The following is a 19,120-nucleotide window of genomic DNA, read 5'->3' as shown; positions in this document are numbered from 1 at the left end:
CATGTTGCCATTCTGGATCGCCCTGCAATTTCTCAGCAGCCTGCCGATTCGCCTGCCCGGCATGCCTGAGCCTGGGGAACTGGGGCGGTCACTGCTGTTTTATCCGCTGGTGGGATTGCTCTTTGGCGCAATTCTGTGGGCAGTGAGCTGGCTGTTGCAGGGGACGCCGGCGTTGTTGCACGCGGCGTTATTGCTGAGCGTCTGGGTACTGCTCAGCGGCGGGTTGCATCTCGATGGTCTGGCGGACAGCGCCGACGCCTGGCTCGGCGGTTTTGGCGACCGTGAGCGTACGCTGACCATCATGAAAGACCCGCGCAGCGGGCCGATCGCCGTGGTGACGCTGGTGCTGGTGTTGTTGCTCAAGTTCACTGCGCTGCTGGCGTTGATCGGGCAACCGAATTCGCTGGCATTGATCATCGTGCCGTTGATCGGTCGCAGCGCGTTGCTCGGCTTGTTCCTGACCACACCCTATGTGCGTGCCGGTGGCCTGGGGCAGGCATTGGCCGATCATCTTCCGCGCTCGGCGGGCAGGCAGGTGTTGGCGGTCAGTGCACTGGCCTGTGTGCTGATTGCCGGTTTGAGTGGTGTGCTGGCGGTGGTGTTGGCGGTTCTCGGGTTTGTCTGGTTGCGCCAGGTGATGCTGCGGCGGCTCGGTGGAACGACTGGCGATACGGCAGGGGCAATGCTGGAGTTGCTGGAAGTTGCAGTGCTGGTAGGCTTGGCGCTGTTCTGATGGGGTTGTATTGAATGTTCTGGCCCCTTCGCGGGCAAGCCCGCTCCCACAGGGTTTCTGTTTTGTTGGCAAAATAGTGGGCACACCGAAAATCTCTGTGGGAGCGGGCTTGCCCGCGATGGCGATCTAGCAGGCGCCGCTCAGTCACTGAAAAAACCATGTAACTTGATTTAACACGCTCGCGGGTATATACACGCACCATGCTCGATTCCCAATGTTTATGCATCAACCTGCGTCGCGCCGCCCGTGGCGTCAGCAGGCATTACGACGGCGCTCTCGACGGCTTCGGGATCAACGTTGCGCAGTATTCTTTGCTGTGCAATCTGCAGCGTCTGGATCAGCCGAGCATTTCAACCCTGGCCGAGGCCATGGGCCTGGACCGCAGCACCTTGGGGCGCAATTTGCGGGTGCTGGAGGGGGAGGGCCTGGTGACACTGGTCGAGGGCGAAGACATGCGTAACCGTATCGTCCTGCTGACCGAGGCCGGGGCGGAGCGTCTCAAGGCTGCCTTGCCGGCCTGGGAAGCCGCACAGCAGCGCTTGATCGATCGCCTGGGGGCCGAGAAGCGCGAAATCTTATTGAAGCTGCTGGACGAACTGGCGTGACGCCAGTTTTTCCGAACATAAGCGGGTATATACCCGCTACCGGAGAACAACAATGACATCGATGTGGCGTACGTGCGGTTGGGTCCTGTTGGGGAGTGCGCTGATCCTTGCGTTGTCTCTGGGGGTTCGACATGGCTTCGGGCTGTTCCTGGCGCCGATGAGTGCCGAGTTCGGCTGGGGTCGTGAAGTCTTTGCCTTCGCCATCGCCTTGCAGAACCTGATCTGGGGCCTCGCCCAGCCATTCACCGGCGCGCTGGCCGACCGCTTCGGTGCGGCGAAAGTGGTGTTGATCGGTGGCGTCCTTTACGCAGCCGGGCTGATTTGCATGGGGCTCTCCGACTCGGCAGTGACCCTGTCCCTGAGCGCCGGCCTGCTGATCGGTATCGGTCTGTCCGGCACGTCGTTCTCGGTGATTCTGGGTGTGGTCGGCCGCGCAGTACCACCGGAAAAGCGCAGCATGGGCATGGGGATCGCCAGTGCTGCCGGCTCGTTCGGCCAGTTCGCGATGTTGCCCGGCACGCTCGGTTTGATCGGCTGGCTTGGCTGGTCCGCGGCTTTGCTCGCGCTGGGCTTGCTGGTGGCGTTGATCGTACCGCTGGTGAGCATGCTCAAGGACAAGCCATTACCCGTCCTGGGCCATGAACAAACCCTTGGCGAAGCACTGCGCGAAGCCTGCTCGCATTCCGGATTCTGGCTGCTGGCGTTCGGCTTTTTTGTCTGCGGATTCCAGGTGGTGTTCATCGGTGTGCACTTGCCGGCCTACCTGGTGGACCAGCATCTACCGGCCACGGTCGGCACCACGGTGCTGGCGCTGATCGGCCTGTTCAACATTTTCGGCACCTATACCGCCGGGTGGCTCGGCGGGCGCATGTCCAAACCGCGTTTGCTCACCGGTCTGTACTTGTTGCGGGCGGTGGTCATTGCGTTGTTCCTGTGGGCACCGGTGACCACCACCACGGCCTACCTGTTCGGCATGGCCATGGGCTTCCTGTGGCTGTCGACGGTGCCATTGACCAACGGTACGGTGGCGACCTTGTTTGGCGTGCGAAACCTGTCCATGCTCGGCGGGATTGTTTTCCTGTTTCACCAGCTCGGTTCGTTCCTGGGCGGCTGGTTGGGCGGGGTGGTGTATGACCGAACCGGGAGTTATGACTTGATCTGGCAAGTGGCAATTCTCTTGAGCCTGTTGGCCGCGGCCCTCAACTGGCCGGTGCGTGAACGGCCGGTGGCGCGCCTGCAAACACAGATGAGTGCGACATGAACAGACTTTGGCCCCGGATCGCTGTAGCCGCCGTCTGCGCCTTGTTGCTGGCGTTGTCGTGGTGGGGCTGGCATCAGGGCGGGCTGGCGTTGATGCAGTTGGGCATGGGGGCTTGCTAGTGAGCGGCGAGGGCGAGTAACGTCGCTTTTGACGAATTATCAAGGAGGCTCGAGATGCTCAAGCGCTGGTGTGCTGTTCCCGCGTTGCTGATGGCGTTGTCCGGGCCGGCTTGGGCCGCTGACTGTCCGGAGGTGCTGCAGGGCTCGCTGCCGAAGTTGCGGGCCAAGGAGTCCATCGACCTGTGCCAGCGTTACGCCGACAAACCGCTGGTGGTGGTCAATACCGCCAGTTTCTGCGGCTTCGCACCGCAGTTCGAGGGCCTTGAGGCACTCAATCAGCGCTACAAGGGGCAAGGGCTGGAAATACTCGGCGTGCCGTCAAACGACTTCAAGCAGGAGTCCAAAGACAGCGCCGAGACTGCGAAAGTCTGCTATGCCAACTACGGCGTGACCTTCACCATGACTGAGCCACAGAAGGTTCGCGGCGAAGACGCAACGCACTTGTTCAAAGTCCTCGCCAGTCAGGCCAGTGCGCCGAAGTGGAATTTCTACAAGTATGTGGTCGATCGCCAGGGCAAGGTGATCGCCAGTTTCTCCAGCCTGACCAAGCCGGATGATCCCGAGTTCATCGCCGCGGTAGAAAAAGCCCTGGCTTCGCCTCCGCTCGCTTCGACCCCCTGATCGATGCCCACTGAAAAGCCCCGCCTCTATAAAGAGAGCGGGGCTTTTTTTGATTCCGATGGCGAGCGGTTCAGGCTCGCCGGGAATCATCAGAAGCGGTAGGTTGCACCGAGTCCGAAACCGTTCGCGTAGTTTTCATACTTGGCGTTGTAGCTCTGGCCACGGTCGTTGCTGTTGTTGACCTTGACCGATTCTTCGCGCAGGTACGAATACGCCAGGTCGATGGTCAGGTCGTCGGTCGGGCTCCAGCCGGCGCCCACGCTGAAAATCTTGCGATCGCCCGTCGGGATGCGAGGGGAACGGTCAACGTTGTTGGTCGGTGCCTGGTCAACGGACAGGCCGGTACGCAGTACCCATTGCTTGTTCAGCTGGTAGGACGCGCCGATGGCATGAGCCCAGGTGTCGTGCCAGTTCTGTTCTTCGGTGATGGTACCGAACTGGCCATTCAGAGCGGCTGGAACACCTGTGTTTTCAACGGTGATTTCTTTCAGGCGGCTCCAGCGGGTCCAGGTGCTGCCTGCGTACAGAGTCCACTTGTCGTCGAGCTGGTGAGTGACCGAGAAGTCCACCGATTCAGGTGTGGTCAGGTCCAGCGAAGCGTCGTACTTCTGATTCGGGTTCTGGCCGATCAGGCCCAGCAAGCCGTAGTTGACCTTGGTGTTGCCTTCGAGCTTGTACTTCACTTTCGAGTGGTAGGTCAGGCCGACACGCGTGCTGTCGGTGGCTTGAACCAGAACGCCGATGTTGTAGCCCAGCGCAGTGTCGTCACCTTCGATCTTGACCTTGCCGTCTGGCGCGGCCTGGGTGATCGACAGGTTCGATTCCAGGGTGCCGTCGATGCGGTTGATGGTCGGGCCGAAACCGATGGAAACCTTGTCGTTGAAGGCGTAGCTGACAGTCGGTTGCAGGGTGACGATTCTAACTTCGCTCTTGCTGCCGAAGTAGCGGCCGGCAAAGTTGTTTTCGTAGTCGGTGACCAGACCGAATGGTGCGTAGACGCCGATACCGAATGCCCAGTGGTCGTCGATTGGTTTGACGTAGTAACCCATCGGCACGCCCATGAAAGGGACCATGTCACCTTTGTTGGTACCGCCGTTCGGACGGGAGTTGGCGTCACTGATGTCAGTGTGCGCGTCGATGAATGCAACACCGCCGGTCACTTGTTCGCGCTTGATGCGGGACATGCCGGCAGGGTTGCCAGCAATGGTGGATGCGTCGTCGGCAGAGGAAGATCGCCCGGCAAAACCTGTCCCCATCCCGCTGATGCTTTGTTCGTTCAGGGCAAAGCCACTTGCGAAAATCTGGGTGGATGCCATGGCAACGGCGAGACTAATGGTGGTTTTGAGCATTACTTTTTTCATTATTAGGACTCCTGGTGATCAGCGGGGCGAAAATTACCAACATTTTCGTCCCGGCGCCATAGGCTGTATGCCTTGATTTAGAGCGGTTTTGTAGGACAATCCGACCAAAATCACCACATGTTTCGCGATGTTTGGATCCAGAGGTGTCAGCAGGCTACCTGATTCAGGGGTGAAACACAGGTTTGCCAGGCGCTGGTGAAATCACGCAGACGCCCCTGGGGATGAAATGTCTGGCGCCAGATCCTGGCCATGCCCAACAAATCATCAGGGGAGGGGAGGGGGGTATTCTGTTCTTCCACCAGCAGCCAGGCGATGGCTGTGGCGTAACGCAGGTTGACAGTCAACTCGAGGTGCGGCCCGCTCAGAAACGCATGTTGGCTGGCCAGGCCGCGGACCAGGCTTGCACGCTCCGGATCAAGGGCCAGGTAATGGTCCCAAAGGGCCTGGTGGCGGGGTTCGGCGATGCGGTACAGGCCGTGCCCACGGCGGTCATGCAGGGCGGAACCAAGGGCTGACTGGCTGGCGGCAATGCCCAGCAGCAGGGATTCGGCAGTAGCGCTTTGGCGTCCGAGGTAGATCAATGTCGGACGAATCACATAGCGGCACAGTTCGCTGGCAGCGATACCCATAAAACCCTCGAAACCTGAATTGGACGGCGATGCCTGAAGGGGGGGCTTGGCAGCTGTGAATCGGTTCAGGCTCGCCGCAAGCGGGTCAAGCCGCTTGAGTTGAAGTGTAGTGTCATATTCGCGCTGTAAAGGACTGTTTTTAAAATATTTCCAGCGACCAGTTATAACCCTTATATCGGATCGTGCTTAGTCGTGGTTCGAGTGCGGGGAAACATCGGGCAATAAAAAGCCCTGCTTTTCGGGCAGGGCTTTCGGGTTTTTCAGCCTTTCTGGCGTTTCAGGCAACCAGGGCCTGACGGGTACGCTCGATCACGGCCTGCAGCGGCTCGGCGCTGGAGTATTGATCGGGGTACAGGCGTTCGCTGTGACGAGCGATGCCGTGTTCGTTGACCAGGGTGAAGCTGAAGCAGCCTTTGCGAGCGGCCATGATCAGGCAGTTCATTGGTGCAAAAGCGTTGGTTAGGGTGCGAATGGCATCCTGAGTGTGGATTTGAGTAGACATTATTGGGTGTTCCTACAAATGACACGGATAAGAACCGTGCAACGTTAAAACGTTCCAGTAACGTCGATCACCATTGATCGAACGAAGAACCCGACTGGAACAAAGCAGCCAGTTTGAAGCGCTGATAAGTTGGCGCGCTTGGGCTGGCAGGTAGGTACTTAGGAGGGCAGGCAACACATCGAGGGCAAAGGTTCTGGGCCCGGGGTGAAGATCCTGATCAATTTGCAGGTTGGTTCGAGCAGAGTAGGCAGGCGGAGCAACACCCTTTGCTTTCGATTCAAAGGTTGTGTCGGCGCAAGATTTACCTGGAAACCATCGAGGTGGTCGATCCCGCTTGTTCGGTGGAGGCTTCCTTCAGGAAGGCTGACCGGGGGGATTTGTTCGACCAGAATTGACTTTCAGCTTGGTACTAACGCCGCGGATACTAACGGATTGAACTGCCCAAGGGAAGTGTGATAGCAAAAAGAATTTCCGTGCGGGTGCTGTTTTGCCTTGTAGATAAGCGTATGAAGCGGCACTGCCTCCAATTGATACGCCCTGTAGCAGAGCAAAATCCGACCATCGGTCATCGATGTTGCTAGCAACGCAGCTGTCTAAATACTGGGTTTGCCAGGGCTTATCCCCAGGCATGACCAAAAAACGCGCCGAAAAAGTGCATTGATATAACCGTCGCAAAGGCACTTGTGCACATTAGTTGCAGAGTCTGTCACCCCGCTGTCATCTCACGTTCAAGCGCAATCGCTGCCTGTAACCAAAATTTAAGTCAATGAAAAACATCGCCTTTTTTTACTGGTGAAAAAATCGTCAGTTTGACTGCGAACCCCATTCCACAGGGCTTTGAGCGGGTTCAAGGACGGTTGTCCACTGAGTTATCCACAGCTTCTGTGGATTGTCCCGAGCGCTTGCTCTAGGACGGGCGTGCCGGGACATTTTCAGCTTTACCTGTAAGAAAAAGAGAGTAAAGTTGCGCGCCTTCCGATCTGCCCCACAGTGCTTTATGAAGTTTCGCTCAGCCCCTGTTTCCTCTACCTCCACACCACCCTCTGTTGCCCCTACCAAGCGCTTTTCCATGCGCGTGGCAGAGTGGCTGTTGGACAGTCCGCACCTGGGCGAAAACCCTGGCGTCAAACACATTGCCGGACGTCTGCTCAAGCAACCGGCCCGTGAGGGCGTGGTGGCTGCGCAAAGTCGCCTTGGCCAGTTGATGTGCCGCGAATGCGGGAATGCCCGGGACCGCCGTATCGGTCAGGACCTGTTGCGTCAGGCCGCCCGCGCAGGCGATCGCCGCGCTCAACAGGAACTGGGGCTGATCGAAGACTGAGCTGTCCAAGACCGGACGCCTTGGTTAACCTTCAGGCTTTACCCGAATGGCAGGAGTGGCTATGGCAATGGACTTGACCAGCGTATTGCTGGGTCTGGCAGCGGCAGGGTTGCCGTTGCTGGTATTGGCCTGGCAACTTCAGCGGCGGGCCAGCACCACGCAGGCAGACGTTGCACTGCTGCAGGAGCGCCTGGCCATGGCGCAACTGGCACAGGACGGCTTGAATGCACAACTCGAGTCCAGCCGCGATGAAATCGCTGATCTGACCCAAGCCAACTCCGCCAAGCAGGCTGATCTGGCTGCACTGCGTCGTGAAGTCGAACTGCTGCAGATTGAGCGCGACGACGCCCGGGACGCCGCCCATGCGTGGAATATCGAACGCGCTGGCAAGGAAGCCGAACTGCGCCGTCTGGATGCCCAGGCCGCGTCGCTCAACGCCGAATTGCGCGAGCAACAGGACAGCCATCAGCAACGCCTTGACGACCTGCAAGGTTCGCGGGACGAATTGCGCGCGCAGTTTGCCGAGCTGGCGGGGAAGATTTTCGATGAGCGCGAGCAGCGTTTTGCCGAAACCAGCCAGCAGCGCCTGGGACAGTTGCTCGATCCGCTCAAGGAGCGCATCCAGTCCTTCGAAAAGCGCGTCGAGGAAAGCTATCAGAACGAAGCTCGTGAGCGTTTCTCCCTGGCCAAGGAACTGGAGCGCCTGCAACAGCTGAATTTGCGCTTGAGCGACGAAGCCACCAACCTGACCCGCGCCTTGAAAGGGCAGAAGACCCAAGGCAATTGGGGCGAACTGATCCTTGAGCGCGTGCTCGAGCATGCCGGGCTGGAGAAGGGCCGCGAGTACCAGACTCAGGTCAATCTCAAGGGACCGGACGGTGAACGCTTCCAGCCGGACGTGATCATTTACCTGCCGGGCGACAAGCAGGTGGTGGTCGACTCCAAGGTCAGCCTGACGGCCTATCAGCAATACGTGGCGGCTGAGGACGAGGCCATCGGCCAGATCGCCATCAAGCAGCACGTGCTTTCATTGCGCAATCACGTCAAAGGCCTGGCCGGCAAGGATTACAAGCGCCTCGATGGCTTGCACAGCCTGGATTTCGTGCTGCTCTTCGTGCCGATCGAGGCGGCGTTTTCTGCTGCGTTGCAGGCTGAGCCGACGCTGTTTCAGGAGGCATTCGACCGCAACATCGTGATCGTCAGCCCCACCACGTTGTTGGCGACCCTGCGTGTCATCGACAGCCTGTGGAAACAGGAGCGCCAGAGCCAGAACGCCCGGGAAATCGCCGAGCGGGCCGGGTGGCTGTACGACAAGTTCGTGCTGTTCATTCAGGATCTGGACGAGGTCGGCAATCGCCTGCAGCAACTGGACAAGGCTTACAGTTCGGCACGCAACAAGCTGACAGAGGGGCGTGGCAACCTGGTCAGTCGCAGTGAACAACTCAAGCTTCTGGGGGCACGGGCGAGCAAGAGCCTGCCGGCGGATTTGCTGGAGCGGGCGATGACCGATGTCGATGGGTTGGTCGAGTTGCCGGAGTAGCCCTAGGTCGAGCGTGGACCCTGTGGCGAGGGGGCTTGCCCCCGTTGGGCCGCGCAGCGGCCCCCATACCATTTGGATTGTCTGACGACTGCTACGCAGCCGAACGGGGGCAAGCCCCCTCGCCACAGGGTTTTGAGTCAGCCCGGGCTACAACGGCAAATACCGACTCAACAACGCCCGCAACGCCGCCGGTTTCACCGGTTTGGCCAGGTAATCCAGCCCTGCTGCATGGACCTTGTCGACCGTCTCCGGCCGGCCATCGGCGCTGATCACCACACCAGGAACCGGCTCGCCCATTTGCGTGCGCAACCAGGCCATCAGATCGGTTCCGGTTTCGCCATGATCGAGGTGGTAATCCACCAGCGCCAATTGCGGGCGCATGCCTTCGCCCAGCAGCGTTGCGCACTCCTCGCGATTGCGTGCGGTCCAGACCTGGCATCCCCAGCGGCTGAGCAAGCTGTTCATGCCGATCAGGATGCTGTCCTCGTTATCGATGCACAGCACCTGCGCGCCATTGAGCAATTTGCCATTGAGCTCGGCGACTTTGACCGGCGCTGCGGTTTGCGCCCGGGCCAGCGGCACGCTGACGCTGAACACGCTGCCACGTCCCGGCCAGGAGCGCACGCGCAAGGTATGACCGAGCACGCGACATAGCCCGTCGGCAATCGCCAGCCCCAGGCCGAGGCCTTTTTCGGCCCGTGTCTGGTGGCTGTCGAGGCGCTTGAACTCTTCGAAAATCACCTGTTGTTTATCTTCCGGAATACCCGGCCCGCGGTCCCAGACTTCCAGGCTCAATGTTTCCTTGTGCCGGCGAACGCCCAGTAGTACCGGCCCTTTGCCGTAGCGAAACGCATTGGTCAGGAAGTTCTGCAAAATTCGCCGCAGCAGTTTGATGTCGCTGTCGACTCGCAGCGTGCTGCCACGAACGCGGAACTCCAGGTCTTGTTCCTGCGCCAGCACCTTGAACTCTGCACCGAGGGTGTCGAACAGTTCGTTGAGCGCGAACGGCTGGCGATTCGGGTTGATCTTGCCGTTCTCCAGGCGGGAAATGTCCAACAGGTCGCTGATCAGGTCCTCGGCCGAGCGCAGCGAGCTGTCCAGGTGTCCGACCAGTTTCTGCGCTTCGCCGGAGAGTCCATCGTGCTGATGGGAGAGCGCGGCGGAGAACAGGCGTGCCGCATTCAACGGTTGCATCAAGTCATGGCTGACGGCCGCGAGGAAACGGGTCTTGGACTGGTTGGCCGCCTCGGCGGTGCCCTTGGCTTCGGTCAGGGCGACGTTGAGCTGCGACAGTTCGTGGGTCCGTTCGGTGACCCGTTGCTCCAGGCCTTCGTTGGCTTCGGTCAGCGCCTGCTCGGCTTCGCGGAATGCGGTGATGTCGGTGAAACTCATGACGAAGCCACCGCCCGGCATCGGGTTGCCGATCAACTCGATGACCCGGCCGTTGGGGAACAGGCGCTCGGAGGTATGCGCGCGGCCCTGGCGCATCCAGTGCAGGCGACGTGCGACGTGAACTTCGGCTTCGCCAGGGCCGCACAGGCCGCGCTCGGCATTGTGGCGAATGATGTCGGCGATCGGCCGACCGACACTGATCAAGCCGTCCGGGTAGTTGAACAACTCCAGGTAGCGACGGTTCCAGGCCACCAGTTTCAGCGACTGGTCGACCACGCTGATGCCCTGGGTGATGTTTTCGATGGCGCCTTGCAGCAAGGCGCGGTTGAATTGCAGCACCTCAGAGGCTTCGTCGGCGATGCGCACGACGTCTTCCAGTTGCATCTCCCGGCCTTCAATGGCGGCTTTTACCACCGCGCGGGTCGAAGAAGCGCCCAGCACACCGGCCAGCAGGCGCTCAGTGTGGGCGATCCATTCACCGTCGGCGTTCTGGTTCGGGTTGAAGCCTTTGCCCTGGCGATAGGCAAAGCGGATGAAGCTTTGACGGGCGCGTTCTTCGCCGACGAAGCGCGCCGCCAGTTGCAGCAGGTCGTTGATCTGCACCGCCAGCATCGAGCGTGCGCTGGGGCGGGCACTGATTTCCTGGCCGATGAAGCGGCCTGCTTGCCAGTGCTCGGAAACCCGGGTACGCGACAATACCGAGACCCAGGCGAACAGCGTGAAGTTGCCTGCCAGCGACAGCACCACGCCTTGGGTCAGCGGGGTGATCGGCAGGTTCAGTGGATTGCTGTGCAACCAGGCCAGCCCCGGGAATGTGCTCAAGGAAAGGCCGAGGCTGAGGGCGGCAATCGGCAGGATCAGGGTGTAGAACCACAGGAAGGTGCCTGCGGCGAGGCCGGCGAAAACGCCGCGGCGGTTGGCCTGTTTCCAGTACAGCGCACCGAGCATGGCAGGGGCCAGTTGGGTCACGGCAGCGAAGGCGATCTGGCCGATGGTCGCCAGGCTGGCGGTCGAGCCCAGCAGGCGGTAACTGACGTAGGCCAGCAACAGAATGACCACGATGCTGACGCGGCGCACCGACAACATCCACTGGCGGAACACTTCGAACGGGCGCTCGGCGTTGTTGCGACGCAGCAGCCAGGGCAACAGCATGTCATTGGATACCATGGTCGACAGCGCCACGCTGGCCACGATCACCATGCCGGTGGCCGCCGATGCGCCACCGATAAACGCCAGCAGGGCCAGCGCCGGATGCGCCTGCGCCAGGGGCAGGCTGATGACGAACGAGTCCGGCAACACCGAGCTGGGCAGCAGCATCTGGCCGGCCAGGGCGATCGGCACGACAAACAATGCAGCAAGGGCGAGGTAGGCCGGGAATACCCACTTGGCCAGGCGCAGATCCTGGGGATCGATGTTCTCGACAACGGTCACGTGGAACTGCCGCGGCAAGCAAATGATCGCCATCATCGCCACACCGGTCTGCACCACCATCGACGGCCAGTTGATGGTTTCCTTCCAGTACTGTTCGAGACGCGGCGCCAGCATGGCCTGGTCGAACAGGTCGTCGAAACCGTCGTACAGGCCGTAGGTCACGAACGCGCCGACGGCAAGAAACGCGAACAGCTTGACCAGTGATTCGAAGGCAATGGCCAGCACCATGCCCCGGTGGTGCTCCGTGGCGTCGAGGTTGCGGGTACCGAAGACGATGGTGAACAGCGCCAGCACCAGCGACACGATCAGCGCCGTGTCCTGGGCCCGGGTGCCCATGGCATCGGCGCCAGCACCGATCAGCAGGTTCACGCCGAGCACAATGCCTTTGAGCTGCAACGCGATATAGGGCAGCACGCCGACCAGGCAAATCAGTGCCACCACCACCGCCAGCGACTGGGATTTGCCATAGCGCGCGGCGATGAAGTCGGCGATCGAGGTGATGTTCTCCTGTTTGCTGATCATCACCATTTTCTGCAGGACCCACGGCGCGCCGACGAGCAACAGGATCGGCCCGAGGTAGATCGGCAGGAACGACCAGAGCTGTTCGGCGGCCTGGCCCACGGCGCCGAAGAACGTCCAGCTGGTGCAATAGACCGCCAGCGACAGGCTGTACACCCAGGCACGCACACGCGGCGGCAAGGGCGCGCTGCGACGGTCGCCATAGAAGGCGATGGCGAACATGATGGCCATATAGGCCAGGGCGACGACGGCAATCAGCCCGGTGGACAGCGGCATGGGGACTCCAGACAAAGACACCCGGGCCTCTCGCCCGGACAGACAGTCTCGCACGACCGCCAGCGTTAGTCAGTGTCGACCAAGGTCGCGGCGTGGCGGGGTGTCGCAGGTTGATTTTCAGTGTCTGGACTGGCCTTGCCACATTCCACCAGCGCTTGGATCCGGGTTAGCCTTGGCCTCCTCTGAGCTCACTCGAAGGATCGGACCATGAAGATCATCCGCAGCAAATCGTTCACTGGCGAGCGTGCCTGGGCCGCGCTGGACATCGCCAGCATGAACGGCATCACCACGCGGCTGCATTGGACCGATCAACCCTACAAATGGCACGTCAACGACGGCGAGGAAGTGTTCGTGGTGCTCGATGGCCAGGTGCGGATGCGTTATCGCGAAGAGGGGGTGGAGCGGGAAGCGTTGCTGGAAGTCGGTGACATTTTTCATGCCTCGGTCGGTACTGAGCATGTGGCGCATCCGGTAGGGCCGGCTCGGATATTGGTGGTCGAATCGGAGGGGAGTGTCTGACCATATATAAGTAATATCGATAAGATATAGAGATATTACCCGTTATATAGATATTCTATTCGGATCTAACATGGGCTCCACCTCACAAGAGGACAGGAGTTCGCCATGACATGCGCCAATAGCATCAAGCCCGGAATCAAACCTTTCAGTCACTTGCAGCATCCGCGCGAAGTGATCCGCCAGTTCACCCCCAACTGGTTCGCGGCCACCATGGGTACCGGCGTACTGGCGTTGGCACTGGCGCAATTGCCGGTCGCCATGCCCGCCTTGCGCGCCTTTGCCGAAGCCCTGTGGCTGTTCAACATCGCGTTGTTCCTGCTGTTTACAGCGCTGTACGCCGCGCGTTGGCTGCTGTTTTTCGACGAAGCACGACGGATCTTCGGCCATTCCACGGTCTCGATGTTTTTCGGCACCATCCCGATGGGCCTGGCGACCATCATCAACGGCTTCCTGGTGTTCGGCCTGCCGCGCTGGGGCGACGGTGTGATTCACCTCGCCGAGGTGCTGTGGTGGCTGGATGTGGCGATGTCGCTGGCCTGCGGTGTGCTGATTCCCTACATGATGTTCACGCGTCAGGAGCACAGCATCGACCAGATGACCGCCGTCTGGTTGTTGCCGGTGGTCGCTGCAGAAGTGGCGGCCGCCAGTGGTGGCCTGTTGGCGCCGCATTTGGCCGACGCTCACTCACAACTGGTGGTGCTGGTGACCAGCTACGTGCTCTGGGCATTTTCCTTGCCTGTGGCCTTCAGCATCCTGACCATTCTGTTGCTGCGCATGGCCCTGCATAAATTGCCCCATGAAAACATGGCCGCCTCGAGCTGGTTGGCCCTTGGCCCGATCGGCACCGGCGCGTTGGGCATGCTGGTACTGGGCGGCGATGCACCGCTGATTTTCGCGGCCAACGGTTTGCCGGGCGTCGGTGAGATTGCTGCGGGATTGGGCCTGGTGGCCGGCATCACCCTGTGGGGCTTGGGCCTGTGGTGGATGCTGATGGCGTTGCTGATCACTGTGCGCTACCTGCGGGCCGGCATTCCCTTCAATCTGGGCTGGTGGGGCTTCACCTTCCCGTTGGGCGTCTATTCTCTGGCGACGTTGAAGCTGGCCAGTACCTTGAACCTGACCTTTTTCAGTGTGTCTGGCTGTGTGCTGGTGGCGTTGTTGGCGGTGATGTGGCTGATCGTCGGCAAGCGCACGGTGCTGGGCGCCTGGCGTGGTGAACTGTTTGTCTCGCCATGCATTGCCGGATTGAAGAAATAACCGGCAAAGATTAGGTAAGGTGTGGCCTGGATCGAGTTTCGATACTCCAATTACAGTATCCAGGCCACTCTCTACATAATCAGGGACACATGGAAGATGAGTCACCCCTCACAGTTCACCTTGTTGCGTACCCGGCGCTTCCTGCCGTTCTTCATTACCCAGTCCCTTGGGGCATTCAACGACAATGTGTTCAAGCAGTCGTTGATCCTGGCGATTTTGTACAAGCTGACCATCGAGGGTGACCGCTCTGTCTGGGTCAACCTGTGTGCGCTGCTGTTTATCCTGCCGTTTTTCCTGTTCTCGGCCCTGGCCGGGCAATTCGGGGAAAAGTTCGCCAAGGATGCGTTGATCCGCCTGATCAAGCTTGGGGAAATTGCCATCATGGCGGTCGGCGCCGTCGGTTTTCTGTTCGATCACCTGTCGTTGATGCTGCTGGCGCTGTTCGCCATGGGCACCCATTCGGCGCTGTTCGGGCCGGTGAAGTACTCGATCCTGCCGCAGGCCCTGCGTGAGGAAGAACTGGTCGGCGGCAACGGCCTGGTGGAAATGGGCACCTTCCTGGCGATCCTCGCCGGCACCATTGGCGCCGGAATCATGATGTCTTCAGCGCATTACGCACCGGTGGTGTCCACGGCGATCATCGGCATTGCCGTGCTCGGCTACCTGGCCAGCCGCAGCATTCCCCGGGCGGCGGCCGCCACACCGCAAATGCGCCTGAACTGGAACATCTTCAGCCAGTCCTGGGCCACATTGAAACTGGGCCTGGGGCAAACACCGGCGGTGTCACGCTCGATTGTCGGCAACTCATGGTTCTGGTTTGTCGGGGCGATCTATCTGACGCAGATCCCGGCCTATGCCAAGGAATGGATGCACGGCGACGAAACCGTGGTGACGCTGATTCTGACGGTGTTCTCGGTCGGCATCGCATTGGGTTCGATGCTGTGCGAGAAGCTTTCCGGGCGCAAAGTCGAGATTGGCCTGGTGCCGTTCGGATCGTTCGGCCTGACCGTCTTCGGTCTGCTGCTGTGGTGGCATTCCGGTGGAATTCCGGACAGCGCCGCCGGCCATGGCTGGATCGACATCCTCGGTTTCGGCCACACCTGGCTGGTGTTGCTCGACATCCTGGGCCTGGGCGTCTTCGGCGGTTTCTACATTGTCCCGCTGTACGCGCTGATCCAGTCGCGCACGGCGGAGAACGAGCGGGCGCGGGTGATTGCCGCCAACAACATCCTCAACGCGCTGTTCATGGTGGTGTCGGCGATTGTCTCGATCGTCCTGTTGAGCGTGGCCAAGCTGTCGATCCCGCAGTTGTTCCTGGTCGTGTCGTTGCTGAACATCGGGGTCAACGCCTACATCTTCAGGATTGTCCCGGAGTTCACCATGCGTTTCATGATCTGGCTGCTCAGCCATTCCATGTATCGCGTGGAGCACCGCAATCTGGACCTGATCCCCGACGAAGGCGCAGCGCTGCTGGTGTGCAACCACGTGTCGTTCGTCGACGCCTTGCTGATTGGCGGCGCGGTACGTCGGCCGATTCGCTTTGTGATGTATTACAAGATCTACAACCTGCCGGTACTGAACTTCATCTTCCGTACCGCGGGGACGATTCCTATTGCCGGCCGCCAGGAAGACATCCAGATATATGAACAAGCCTTCACGCGCATTGCCCGGTATCTGAAGGACGGTGAGCTGGTGTGCATCTTCCCCGAGGGTAAATTGACCGCCGATGGTGAGATCAACGAGTTCAAGGGCGGGCTGACGCGGATTCTCGAGGAGACACCGGTGCCGGTGATTCCGTTGGCCTTGCAGGGGTTGTGGGGGAGTTTCTTCAGTCGCGATCCGAATAAAGGGCTGTTTCGCCGGTTGTGGTCGCGGGTGACGTTGGTGGCCGGGCCGGCGGTAGCGGTTGAGGTGGCGGAGCCGGTGAAGTTGCAGGCGTTGGTGGGTGAGTTGCGCGGGGCAGTCAGATAGTCGGTGACAGTTCGGCCTCTTCGCGAGCAAGTCGAATCGTCGCACCGCCGCTCCCACATTGGAATGCGATCAATTGTGGGAGCGGGCTTGCTCGCGAAAGCGGTAGTGGCCTAAGCGCTGACCTTAAGCCCAACGAGCCCGCTAATGATCAACGCCACACTCGCCAACCTCACCAGCGCCATCGACTCGCCAAACAGAATGATCCCGGCGATCACTGTGCCAACGGCGCCGACACCGGTCCAGATCGCATAGGCTGTGCCCAGCGGCAATTCCTTCATTGCAAGGCCGAGCAAGCCAAGGCTGATAGCCATGGCCGCAACGGTCAATACGGTGGGGAGCGGGCGGGTGAAACCGTCGGTGTACTTGAGGCCGACGGCCCAGCCCACTTCGAAAAGGCCGGCGAAAAACAGAATGATCCAGGACATGAAGACCTCCATCGTCTGACGGGGTCGTCCCCTGATTAATGACTCGATCGAGCCGCGAGGTCGTCCTCGCGTTGCGCAATATAGTGCCCAGCATTAACCCAGGGATCAAGTTTTCCAGTCAGTCGCTGACCCGTTGCGCCGTTATTTCCCGATCCTGTTTCTCACTCATGCGACGGAAGTACGTCGAGAGCAATGCCCCGGAAATGTTGTGCCAGACACTGAACAATGCGCTGGGCACTGCCGCCAGCGGCGAGAAGTGTGCACTGGCCAACGCGGCTCCCAAGCCGGAGTTCTGCATGCCGACTTCCAGGGCCAGGGACTTGCGCTGGGCCAGAGGCAACTTGAACAGGCGCCCTGTGAAGTAACCCAGGAGGTAGCCAAAGCTGTTGTGCAGCATGACCACGACCATGATCAACAGGCCCGACTCGGCAATCTTCGCCTGGCTGGCGGCCACCACTGCCGTGACAATGATCACTATGCTGACCACCGACACCAGCGGCAATACGTCCACAGCGTGGCGAACCTTGTCGCCGAGCACCCGTTGGGCAACCACGCCCAGCACGATAGGCAACAGCACCACTTGCAGGATCGACCAGAACAACTCCATGAACGACACCGGCAACCATGCCGAGGCCAGCAACCAGATCAGCGCCGGCGTCAGCAGGGGGGCGAGGAGGGTGGTGACGGCGGCGATGGCCACCGACAGCGCCAGGTCGCCACGGGCCAGCCAGGTCATCACGTTCGACGAGGTGCCGCTTGGGCAGCAGCCGACCAGAATCACACCGACGGCGATTTCCGGCGGCAAGTGGAACGCCTGGCAGAGCAACCACGCCACACCCGGCATGATCACGAAATGGGCAACCACGCCCAGGGCCACGCGCCAGGGATGGCGGGCGACTTCGGCGAAGTCTTCGAGCTTGAGGGTCAGGCCCATGCCGAACATCACCAGCCCCAGCAGCGGCACGATGGCGCCTTTGAGACCGAGGAACCATGCCGGCTGCAGGAACGCCACGACAGCGAAAATCAGTACCCAGTAAGCGAAGGTGTTGCCGACAAAACGACTCAATGCAGCCAGTGCGCGCATGGCCATATCCTTTTTATTGAGTAGCACCACAAAACCAAATGTGGGAGCGGGCTTGCTCGCGAAAGCGGAGTGTCAGTCGACATAAGTTCTGACTGATACTCCGCTTTCGCGAGCAAGCCCGCTCCCACAGTTTGAGATCACAAGGCTTTAGATACCCTGAGGCGTCTCTTCTCCACCCAACGCTTCAACCAGCGCCGGCAGGAAGTCGCCGAAGGTCAGCATCATCAGGGTGAAGCTGGCGTCCAGTTGGCCCAGGGCTTCGTCGCCGCCGTCCTGTTCCGCCTGGTCTTGCAGCAGGTCTTCGAACTTCAGGCGCTTGACCACCATCTTGTCGTCGAGGACGAACGACAGCTTGTCCTGCCAGGCCAGGGACAGTTGAGTGACCACTTTGCCGGTGCTCAGGTGCAGCTGGATTTCTTCGCTGGTCAGGTCCTGGCGCTTGCAACGCACAATGCCGCCGTCTTCGTGGGTGTCGCGCAGTTCGCACTCGTCCAGCACAAAGAAATCGTCGGCGGCTTTCTGCGTGGTGACCCACTCGGTCATGGTCGCGGTCGGCGACATTTTCACGGTCAGCGGACGCACCGGCAGGGTGCCGATCACTTCACGCAAGGTCGACAGCAAGTCTTCGGCGCGTTTCGGGCTGGCCGAGTTGACCAGGATCAGGCCCTGTTTCGGCGCGATGGCGGCGAAGGTCGACGAGCGGCGGATAAAGGCGCGGGGCAGGAAGGCCTGGATGATTTCATCCTTGATCTGATCGCGTTCCTTCTTATAGACCTTGCGCATTTGCTCGGCTTCGATCTCTTCGACCTTTTCCTTGACCGCGTCACGCACGACGCTGCCCGGCAAAATACGTTCTTCCTTGCGCGCGGAAACCAGCAGGAAGTCACCGCTGACGTGCACCAGTGGCGCATCTTCGCCTTTGCCGAACGGCGCGACGAAACCGTAGGTGGTCAACTCCTGGCTTGCACATGGGCGCGCCAGTTTGGTGGCCAGTGCAGTTTCCAACGCCTCGGCATCAACAGGCAGATCTTGGGTCAGGCGATAGATAAGCAGGTTTTTGAACCACATGGGGTGAGTCTCTCCTTTATACAAAGGGGGGCATTATTGTCTTCGCCGTGCCATAGGCCAACCTTTCTCTAAGCCTTTGGAAGGCCTGAGAAAATTATTTAAAAAAGTGCTTGCCAGAGGTTGGGTCGCTCCGTAGAATGCGCGCCACACCGAAGCGAAGGGTGATTAGCTCAGCTGGGAGAGCGTCTGCCTTACAAGCAGAATGTCGGCGGTTCGATCCCGTCATCACCCACCATTCGTTTCATGTGTTTAGCGCAGCGGTAGTTCAGTCGGTTAGAATACCGGCCTGTCACGCCGGGGGTCGCGGGTTCGAGTCCCGTCCGCTGCGCCATATTCGGTAACCTGGAACACTGAACGCCAGGTCACCACGGAAAAACCCGCTATAGCGGGTTTTTTTCTGCCTCAAGTTTGTACGTTGTACCCGCGGGATGTGTCGTTTTATTGGTTTTCGGATTTATTTGAAAAAAAACTTCAATTAAATCAACA

17 protein-coding genes and 2 tRNA genes are annotated in these 19,120 nt (G+C 60.1%); 12 read left to right on the top strand and 7 right to left on the bottom strand.

The genetic code is table 11. From position 1 onward, the window contains the following. Position 1: 1 nt before the first annotated feature. The 5 genes from ACXX83_RS16270 (at position 2) to ACXX83_RS16250 (ending at position 3,339) form a co-directional block, all read left to right on the top strand. The gene (locus ACXX83_RS16270) at positions 2–733 is read left to right on the top strand and encodes an adenosylcobinamide-GDP ribazoletransferase (RefSeq protein ID WP_458549081.1); all 732 of its coding nucleotides are present in this window, start codon (positions 2–4) and stop codon (positions 731–733) included. A 200-nt stretch (positions 734–933) separates the two neighbouring features. Continuing rightward, on the top strand, positions 934–1,338 hold the full coding sequence (locus ACXX83_RS16265) for a MarR family winged helix-turn-helix transcriptional regulator (protein ID WP_007984513.1): 405 nt from the start codon (positions 934–936) through the stop codon (positions 1,336–1,338). Between the two features lie 52 nt (positions 1,339–1,390). Next, positions 1,391–2,599: an MFS transporter gene (locus ACXX83_RS16260; protein WP_015096156.1), complete on the top strand. Its 1,209-nt coding sequence runs from the start codon at positions 1,391–1,393 to the stop codon at positions 2,597–2,599. After that, complete coding sequence (locus tag ACXX83_RS16255) at positions 2,596–2,718, top strand: hypothetical protein (protein WP_263288213.1); 123 nt, start codon at positions 2,596–2,598, stop codon at positions 2,716–2,718. The genes ACXX83_RS16260 and ACXX83_RS16255 overlap by 4 nt, the downstream gene beginning before the upstream one ends. Positions 2,719–2,772: 54 nt before the next feature. Then, entirely contained in the window at positions 2,773–3,339 is a 567-nt protein-coding gene (locus ACXX83_RS16250) for a glutathione peroxidase (protein ID WP_407799495.1), read from the top strand. An 89-nt stretch (positions 3,340–3,428) separates the two neighbouring features. Here ACXX83_RS16250 and ACXX83_RS16245 read toward each other — a convergent pair whose 3' ends face one another. From ACXX83_RS16245 to ACXX83_RS16235, 3 genes are all read right to left on the bottom strand, one after another. Next, complete coding sequence (locus tag ACXX83_RS16245) at positions 3,429–4,700, bottom strand: OmpP1/FadL family transporter (protein WP_458549080.1); 1,272 nt, start codon at positions 4,698–4,700, stop codon at positions 3,429–3,431. Between the two features lie 146 nt (positions 4,701–4,846). Then, positions 4,847–5,329 (bottom strand): hypothetical protein, encoded by a 483-nt coding sequence (locus ACXX83_RS16240; protein ID WP_217835932.1) that lies wholly within the window; start codon positions 5,327–5,329, stop codon positions 4,847–4,849. Positions 5,330–5,606: 277 nt separating this feature from the next. Further along, positions 5,607–5,831 carry a hypothetical protein gene (locus tag ACXX83_RS16235; RefSeq protein WP_007898912.1) on the bottom strand — a complete coding sequence of 75 codons (225 nt, stop codon included), beginning with the start codon at positions 5,829–5,831 and terminating at the stop codon, positions 5,607–5,609. A 997-nt stretch (positions 5,832–6,828) separates the two neighbouring features. Here ACXX83_RS16235 and ACXX83_RS16230 point away from each other — a divergent pair. Next, the gene (locus ACXX83_RS16230; RefSeq protein ID WP_367617146.1) at positions 6,829–7,152 is read left to right on the top strand and encodes an SEL1-like repeat protein; all 324 of its coding nucleotides are present in this window, start codon (positions 6,829–6,831) and stop codon (positions 7,150–7,152) included. A gap of 175 nt (positions 7,153–7,327) precedes the next feature. Continuing rightward, positions 7,328–8,692, top strand: a complete 1,365-nt coding sequence (locus tag ACXX83_RS16225) for a DNA recombination protein RmuC (RefSeq protein WP_217838453.1) — start codon at positions 7,328–7,330, stop codon at positions 8,690–8,692. Positions 8,693–8,839: 147 nt separating this feature from the next. Here ACXX83_RS16225 and ACXX83_RS16220 read toward each other — a convergent pair whose 3' ends face one another. Beyond that, entirely contained in the window at positions 8,840–12,310 is a 3,471-nt protein-coding gene (locus tag ACXX83_RS16220) for a hybrid sensor histidine kinase/response regulator (protein WP_458549079.1), read from the bottom strand. Positions 12,311–12,517: 207 nt separating this feature from the next. On the opposite strand from ACXX83_RS16220, the gene ACXX83_RS16215 reads away from it, so the two are divergent. The 3 genes from ACXX83_RS16215 to ACXX83_RS16205 all read left to right on the top strand — a co-directional run bounded on the left by ACXX83_RS16215 (position 12,518) and on the right by ACXX83_RS16205 (position 16,057). Beyond that, positions 12,518–12,829 (top strand): cupin domain-containing protein, encoded by a 312-nt coding sequence (locus ACXX83_RS16215; RefSeq protein WP_126046640.1) that lies wholly within the window; start codon positions 12,518–12,520, stop codon positions 12,827–12,829. A 105-nt stretch (positions 12,830–12,934) separates the two neighbouring features. Then, positions 12,935–14,086 carry a TDT family transporter gene (locus ACXX83_RS16210; protein WP_015096147.1) on the top strand — a complete coding sequence of 384 codons (1,152 nt, stop codon included), beginning with the start codon at positions 12,935–12,937 and terminating at the stop codon, positions 14,084–14,086. Positions 14,087–14,182: 96 nt separating this feature from the next. Then, on the top strand, positions 14,183–16,057 hold the full coding sequence (locus tag ACXX83_RS16205; protein ID WP_458549078.1) for an MFS transporter: 1,875 nt from the start codon (positions 14,183–14,185) through the stop codon (positions 16,055–16,057). Positions 16,058–16,167: 110 nt separating this feature from the next. Here the strand turns inward: ACXX83_RS16205 and sugE are convergent, their stop codons facing one another. The 3 genes from sugE to rdgC all read right to left on the bottom strand — a co-directional run bounded on the left by sugE (position 16,168) and on the right by rdgC (position 18,634). After that, positions 16,168–16,482 carry a quaternary ammonium compound efflux SMR transporter SugE gene (sugE, locus tag ACXX83_RS16200; protein ID WP_007977599.1) on the bottom strand — a complete coding sequence of 105 codons (315 nt, stop codon included), beginning with the start codon at positions 16,480–16,482 and terminating at the stop codon, positions 16,168–16,170. 118 nt (positions 16,483–16,600) lie between these two features. After that, positions 16,601–17,566 (bottom strand): bile acid:sodium symporter family protein, encoded by a 966-nt coding sequence (locus ACXX83_RS16195; RefSeq protein ID WP_126046634.1) that lies wholly within the window; start codon positions 17,564–17,566, stop codon positions 16,601–16,603. 147 nt (positions 17,567–17,713) lie between these two features. Beyond that, entirely contained in the window at positions 17,714–18,634 is a 921-nt protein-coding gene (gene rdgC, locus ACXX83_RS16190) for a recombination-associated protein RdgC (RefSeq protein WP_007969735.1), read from the bottom strand. A gap of 159 nt (positions 18,635–18,793) precedes the next feature. Here rdgC and ACXX83_RS16185 point away from each other — a divergent pair. Further along, positions 18,794–18,869, top strand: a tRNA-Val gene (locus tag ACXX83_RS16185). Between the two features lie 19 nt (positions 18,870–18,888). Continuing rightward, positions 18,889–18,965, top strand: a tRNA-Asp gene (locus ACXX83_RS16180). The last annotated feature ends 155 nt before the right edge of the window (positions 18,966–19,120 follow it).

It is taken from the genome of Pseudomonas sp. GNP012 (genome assembly GCF_054343835.1).
The sequence above is the reverse complement of the archived record's forward strand: the minus strand, read 5'-3'. Positions and strand labels throughout refer to the sequence as shown.

Bases quoted from the DNA above. Each gene is read 5' to 3' on its own strand.
- ACXX83_RS16270 (WP_458549081.1), top strand. From the start codon at position 2: ATGTTGCCATTCTGGATCGCCCTGCAATTTCTCAGCAGCCTGCCGATT.
- ACXX83_RS16265 (WP_007984513.1), top strand. From the start codon at position 934: ATGCTCGATTCCCAATGTTTATGCATCAACCTGCGTCGCGCCGCCCGT.
- ACXX83_RS16260 (WP_015096156.1), top strand. From the start codon at position 1,391: ATGACATCGATGTGGCGTACGTGCGGTTGGGTCCTGTTGGGGAGTGCG.
- ACXX83_RS16255 (WP_263288213.1), top strand. From the start codon at position 2,596: ATGAACAGACTTTGGCCCCGGATCGCTGTAGCCGCCGTCTGCGCCTTG.
- ACXX83_RS16250 (WP_407799495.1), top strand. From the start codon at position 2,773: ATGCTCAAGCGCTGGTGTGCTGTTCCCGCGTTGCTGATGGCGTTGTCC.
- ACXX83_RS16245 (WP_458549080.1), bottom strand. From the start codon at position 4,700: ATGAAAAAAGTAATGCTCAAAACCACCATTAGTCTCGCCGTTGCCATG.
- ACXX83_RS16240 (WP_217835932.1), bottom strand. From the start codon at position 5,329: ATGGGTATCGCTGCCAGCGAACTGTGCCGCTATGTGATTCGTCCGACA.
- ACXX83_RS16235 (WP_007898912.1), bottom strand. From the start codon at position 5,831: ATGTCTACTCAAATCCACACTCAGGATGCCATTCGCACCCTAACCAAC.
- ACXX83_RS16230 (WP_367617146.1), top strand. From the start codon at position 6,829: ATGAAGTTTCGCTCAGCCCCTGTTTCCTCTACCTCCACACCACCCTCT.
- ACXX83_RS16220 (WP_458549079.1), bottom strand. From the start codon at position 12,310: ATGCCGCTGTCCACCGGGCTGATTGCCGTCGTCGCCCTGGCCTATATG.
- ACXX83_RS16215 (WP_126046640.1), top strand. From the start codon at position 12,518: ATGAAGATCATCCGCAGCAAATCGTTCACTGGCGAGCGTGCCTGGGCC.
- ACXX83_RS16210 (WP_015096147.1), top strand. From the start codon at position 12,935: ATGACATGCGCCAATAGCATCAAGCCCGGAATCAAACCTTTCAGTCAC.
- ACXX83_RS16205 (WP_458549078.1), top strand. From the start codon at position 14,183: ATGAGTCACCCCTCACAGTTCACCTTGTTGCGTACCCGGCGCTTCCTG.
- sugE (WP_007977599.1), bottom strand. From the start codon at position 16,482: ATGTCCTGGATCATTCTGTTTTTCGCCGGCCTTTTCGAAGTGGGCTGG.
- ACXX83_RS16195 (WP_126046634.1), bottom strand. From the start codon at position 17,566: ATGCGCGCACTGGCTGCATTGAGTCGTTTTGTCGGCAACACCTTCGCT.
- rdgC (WP_007969735.1), bottom strand. From the start codon at position 18,634: ATGTGGTTCAAAAACCTGCTTATCTATCGCCTGACCCAAGATCTGCCT.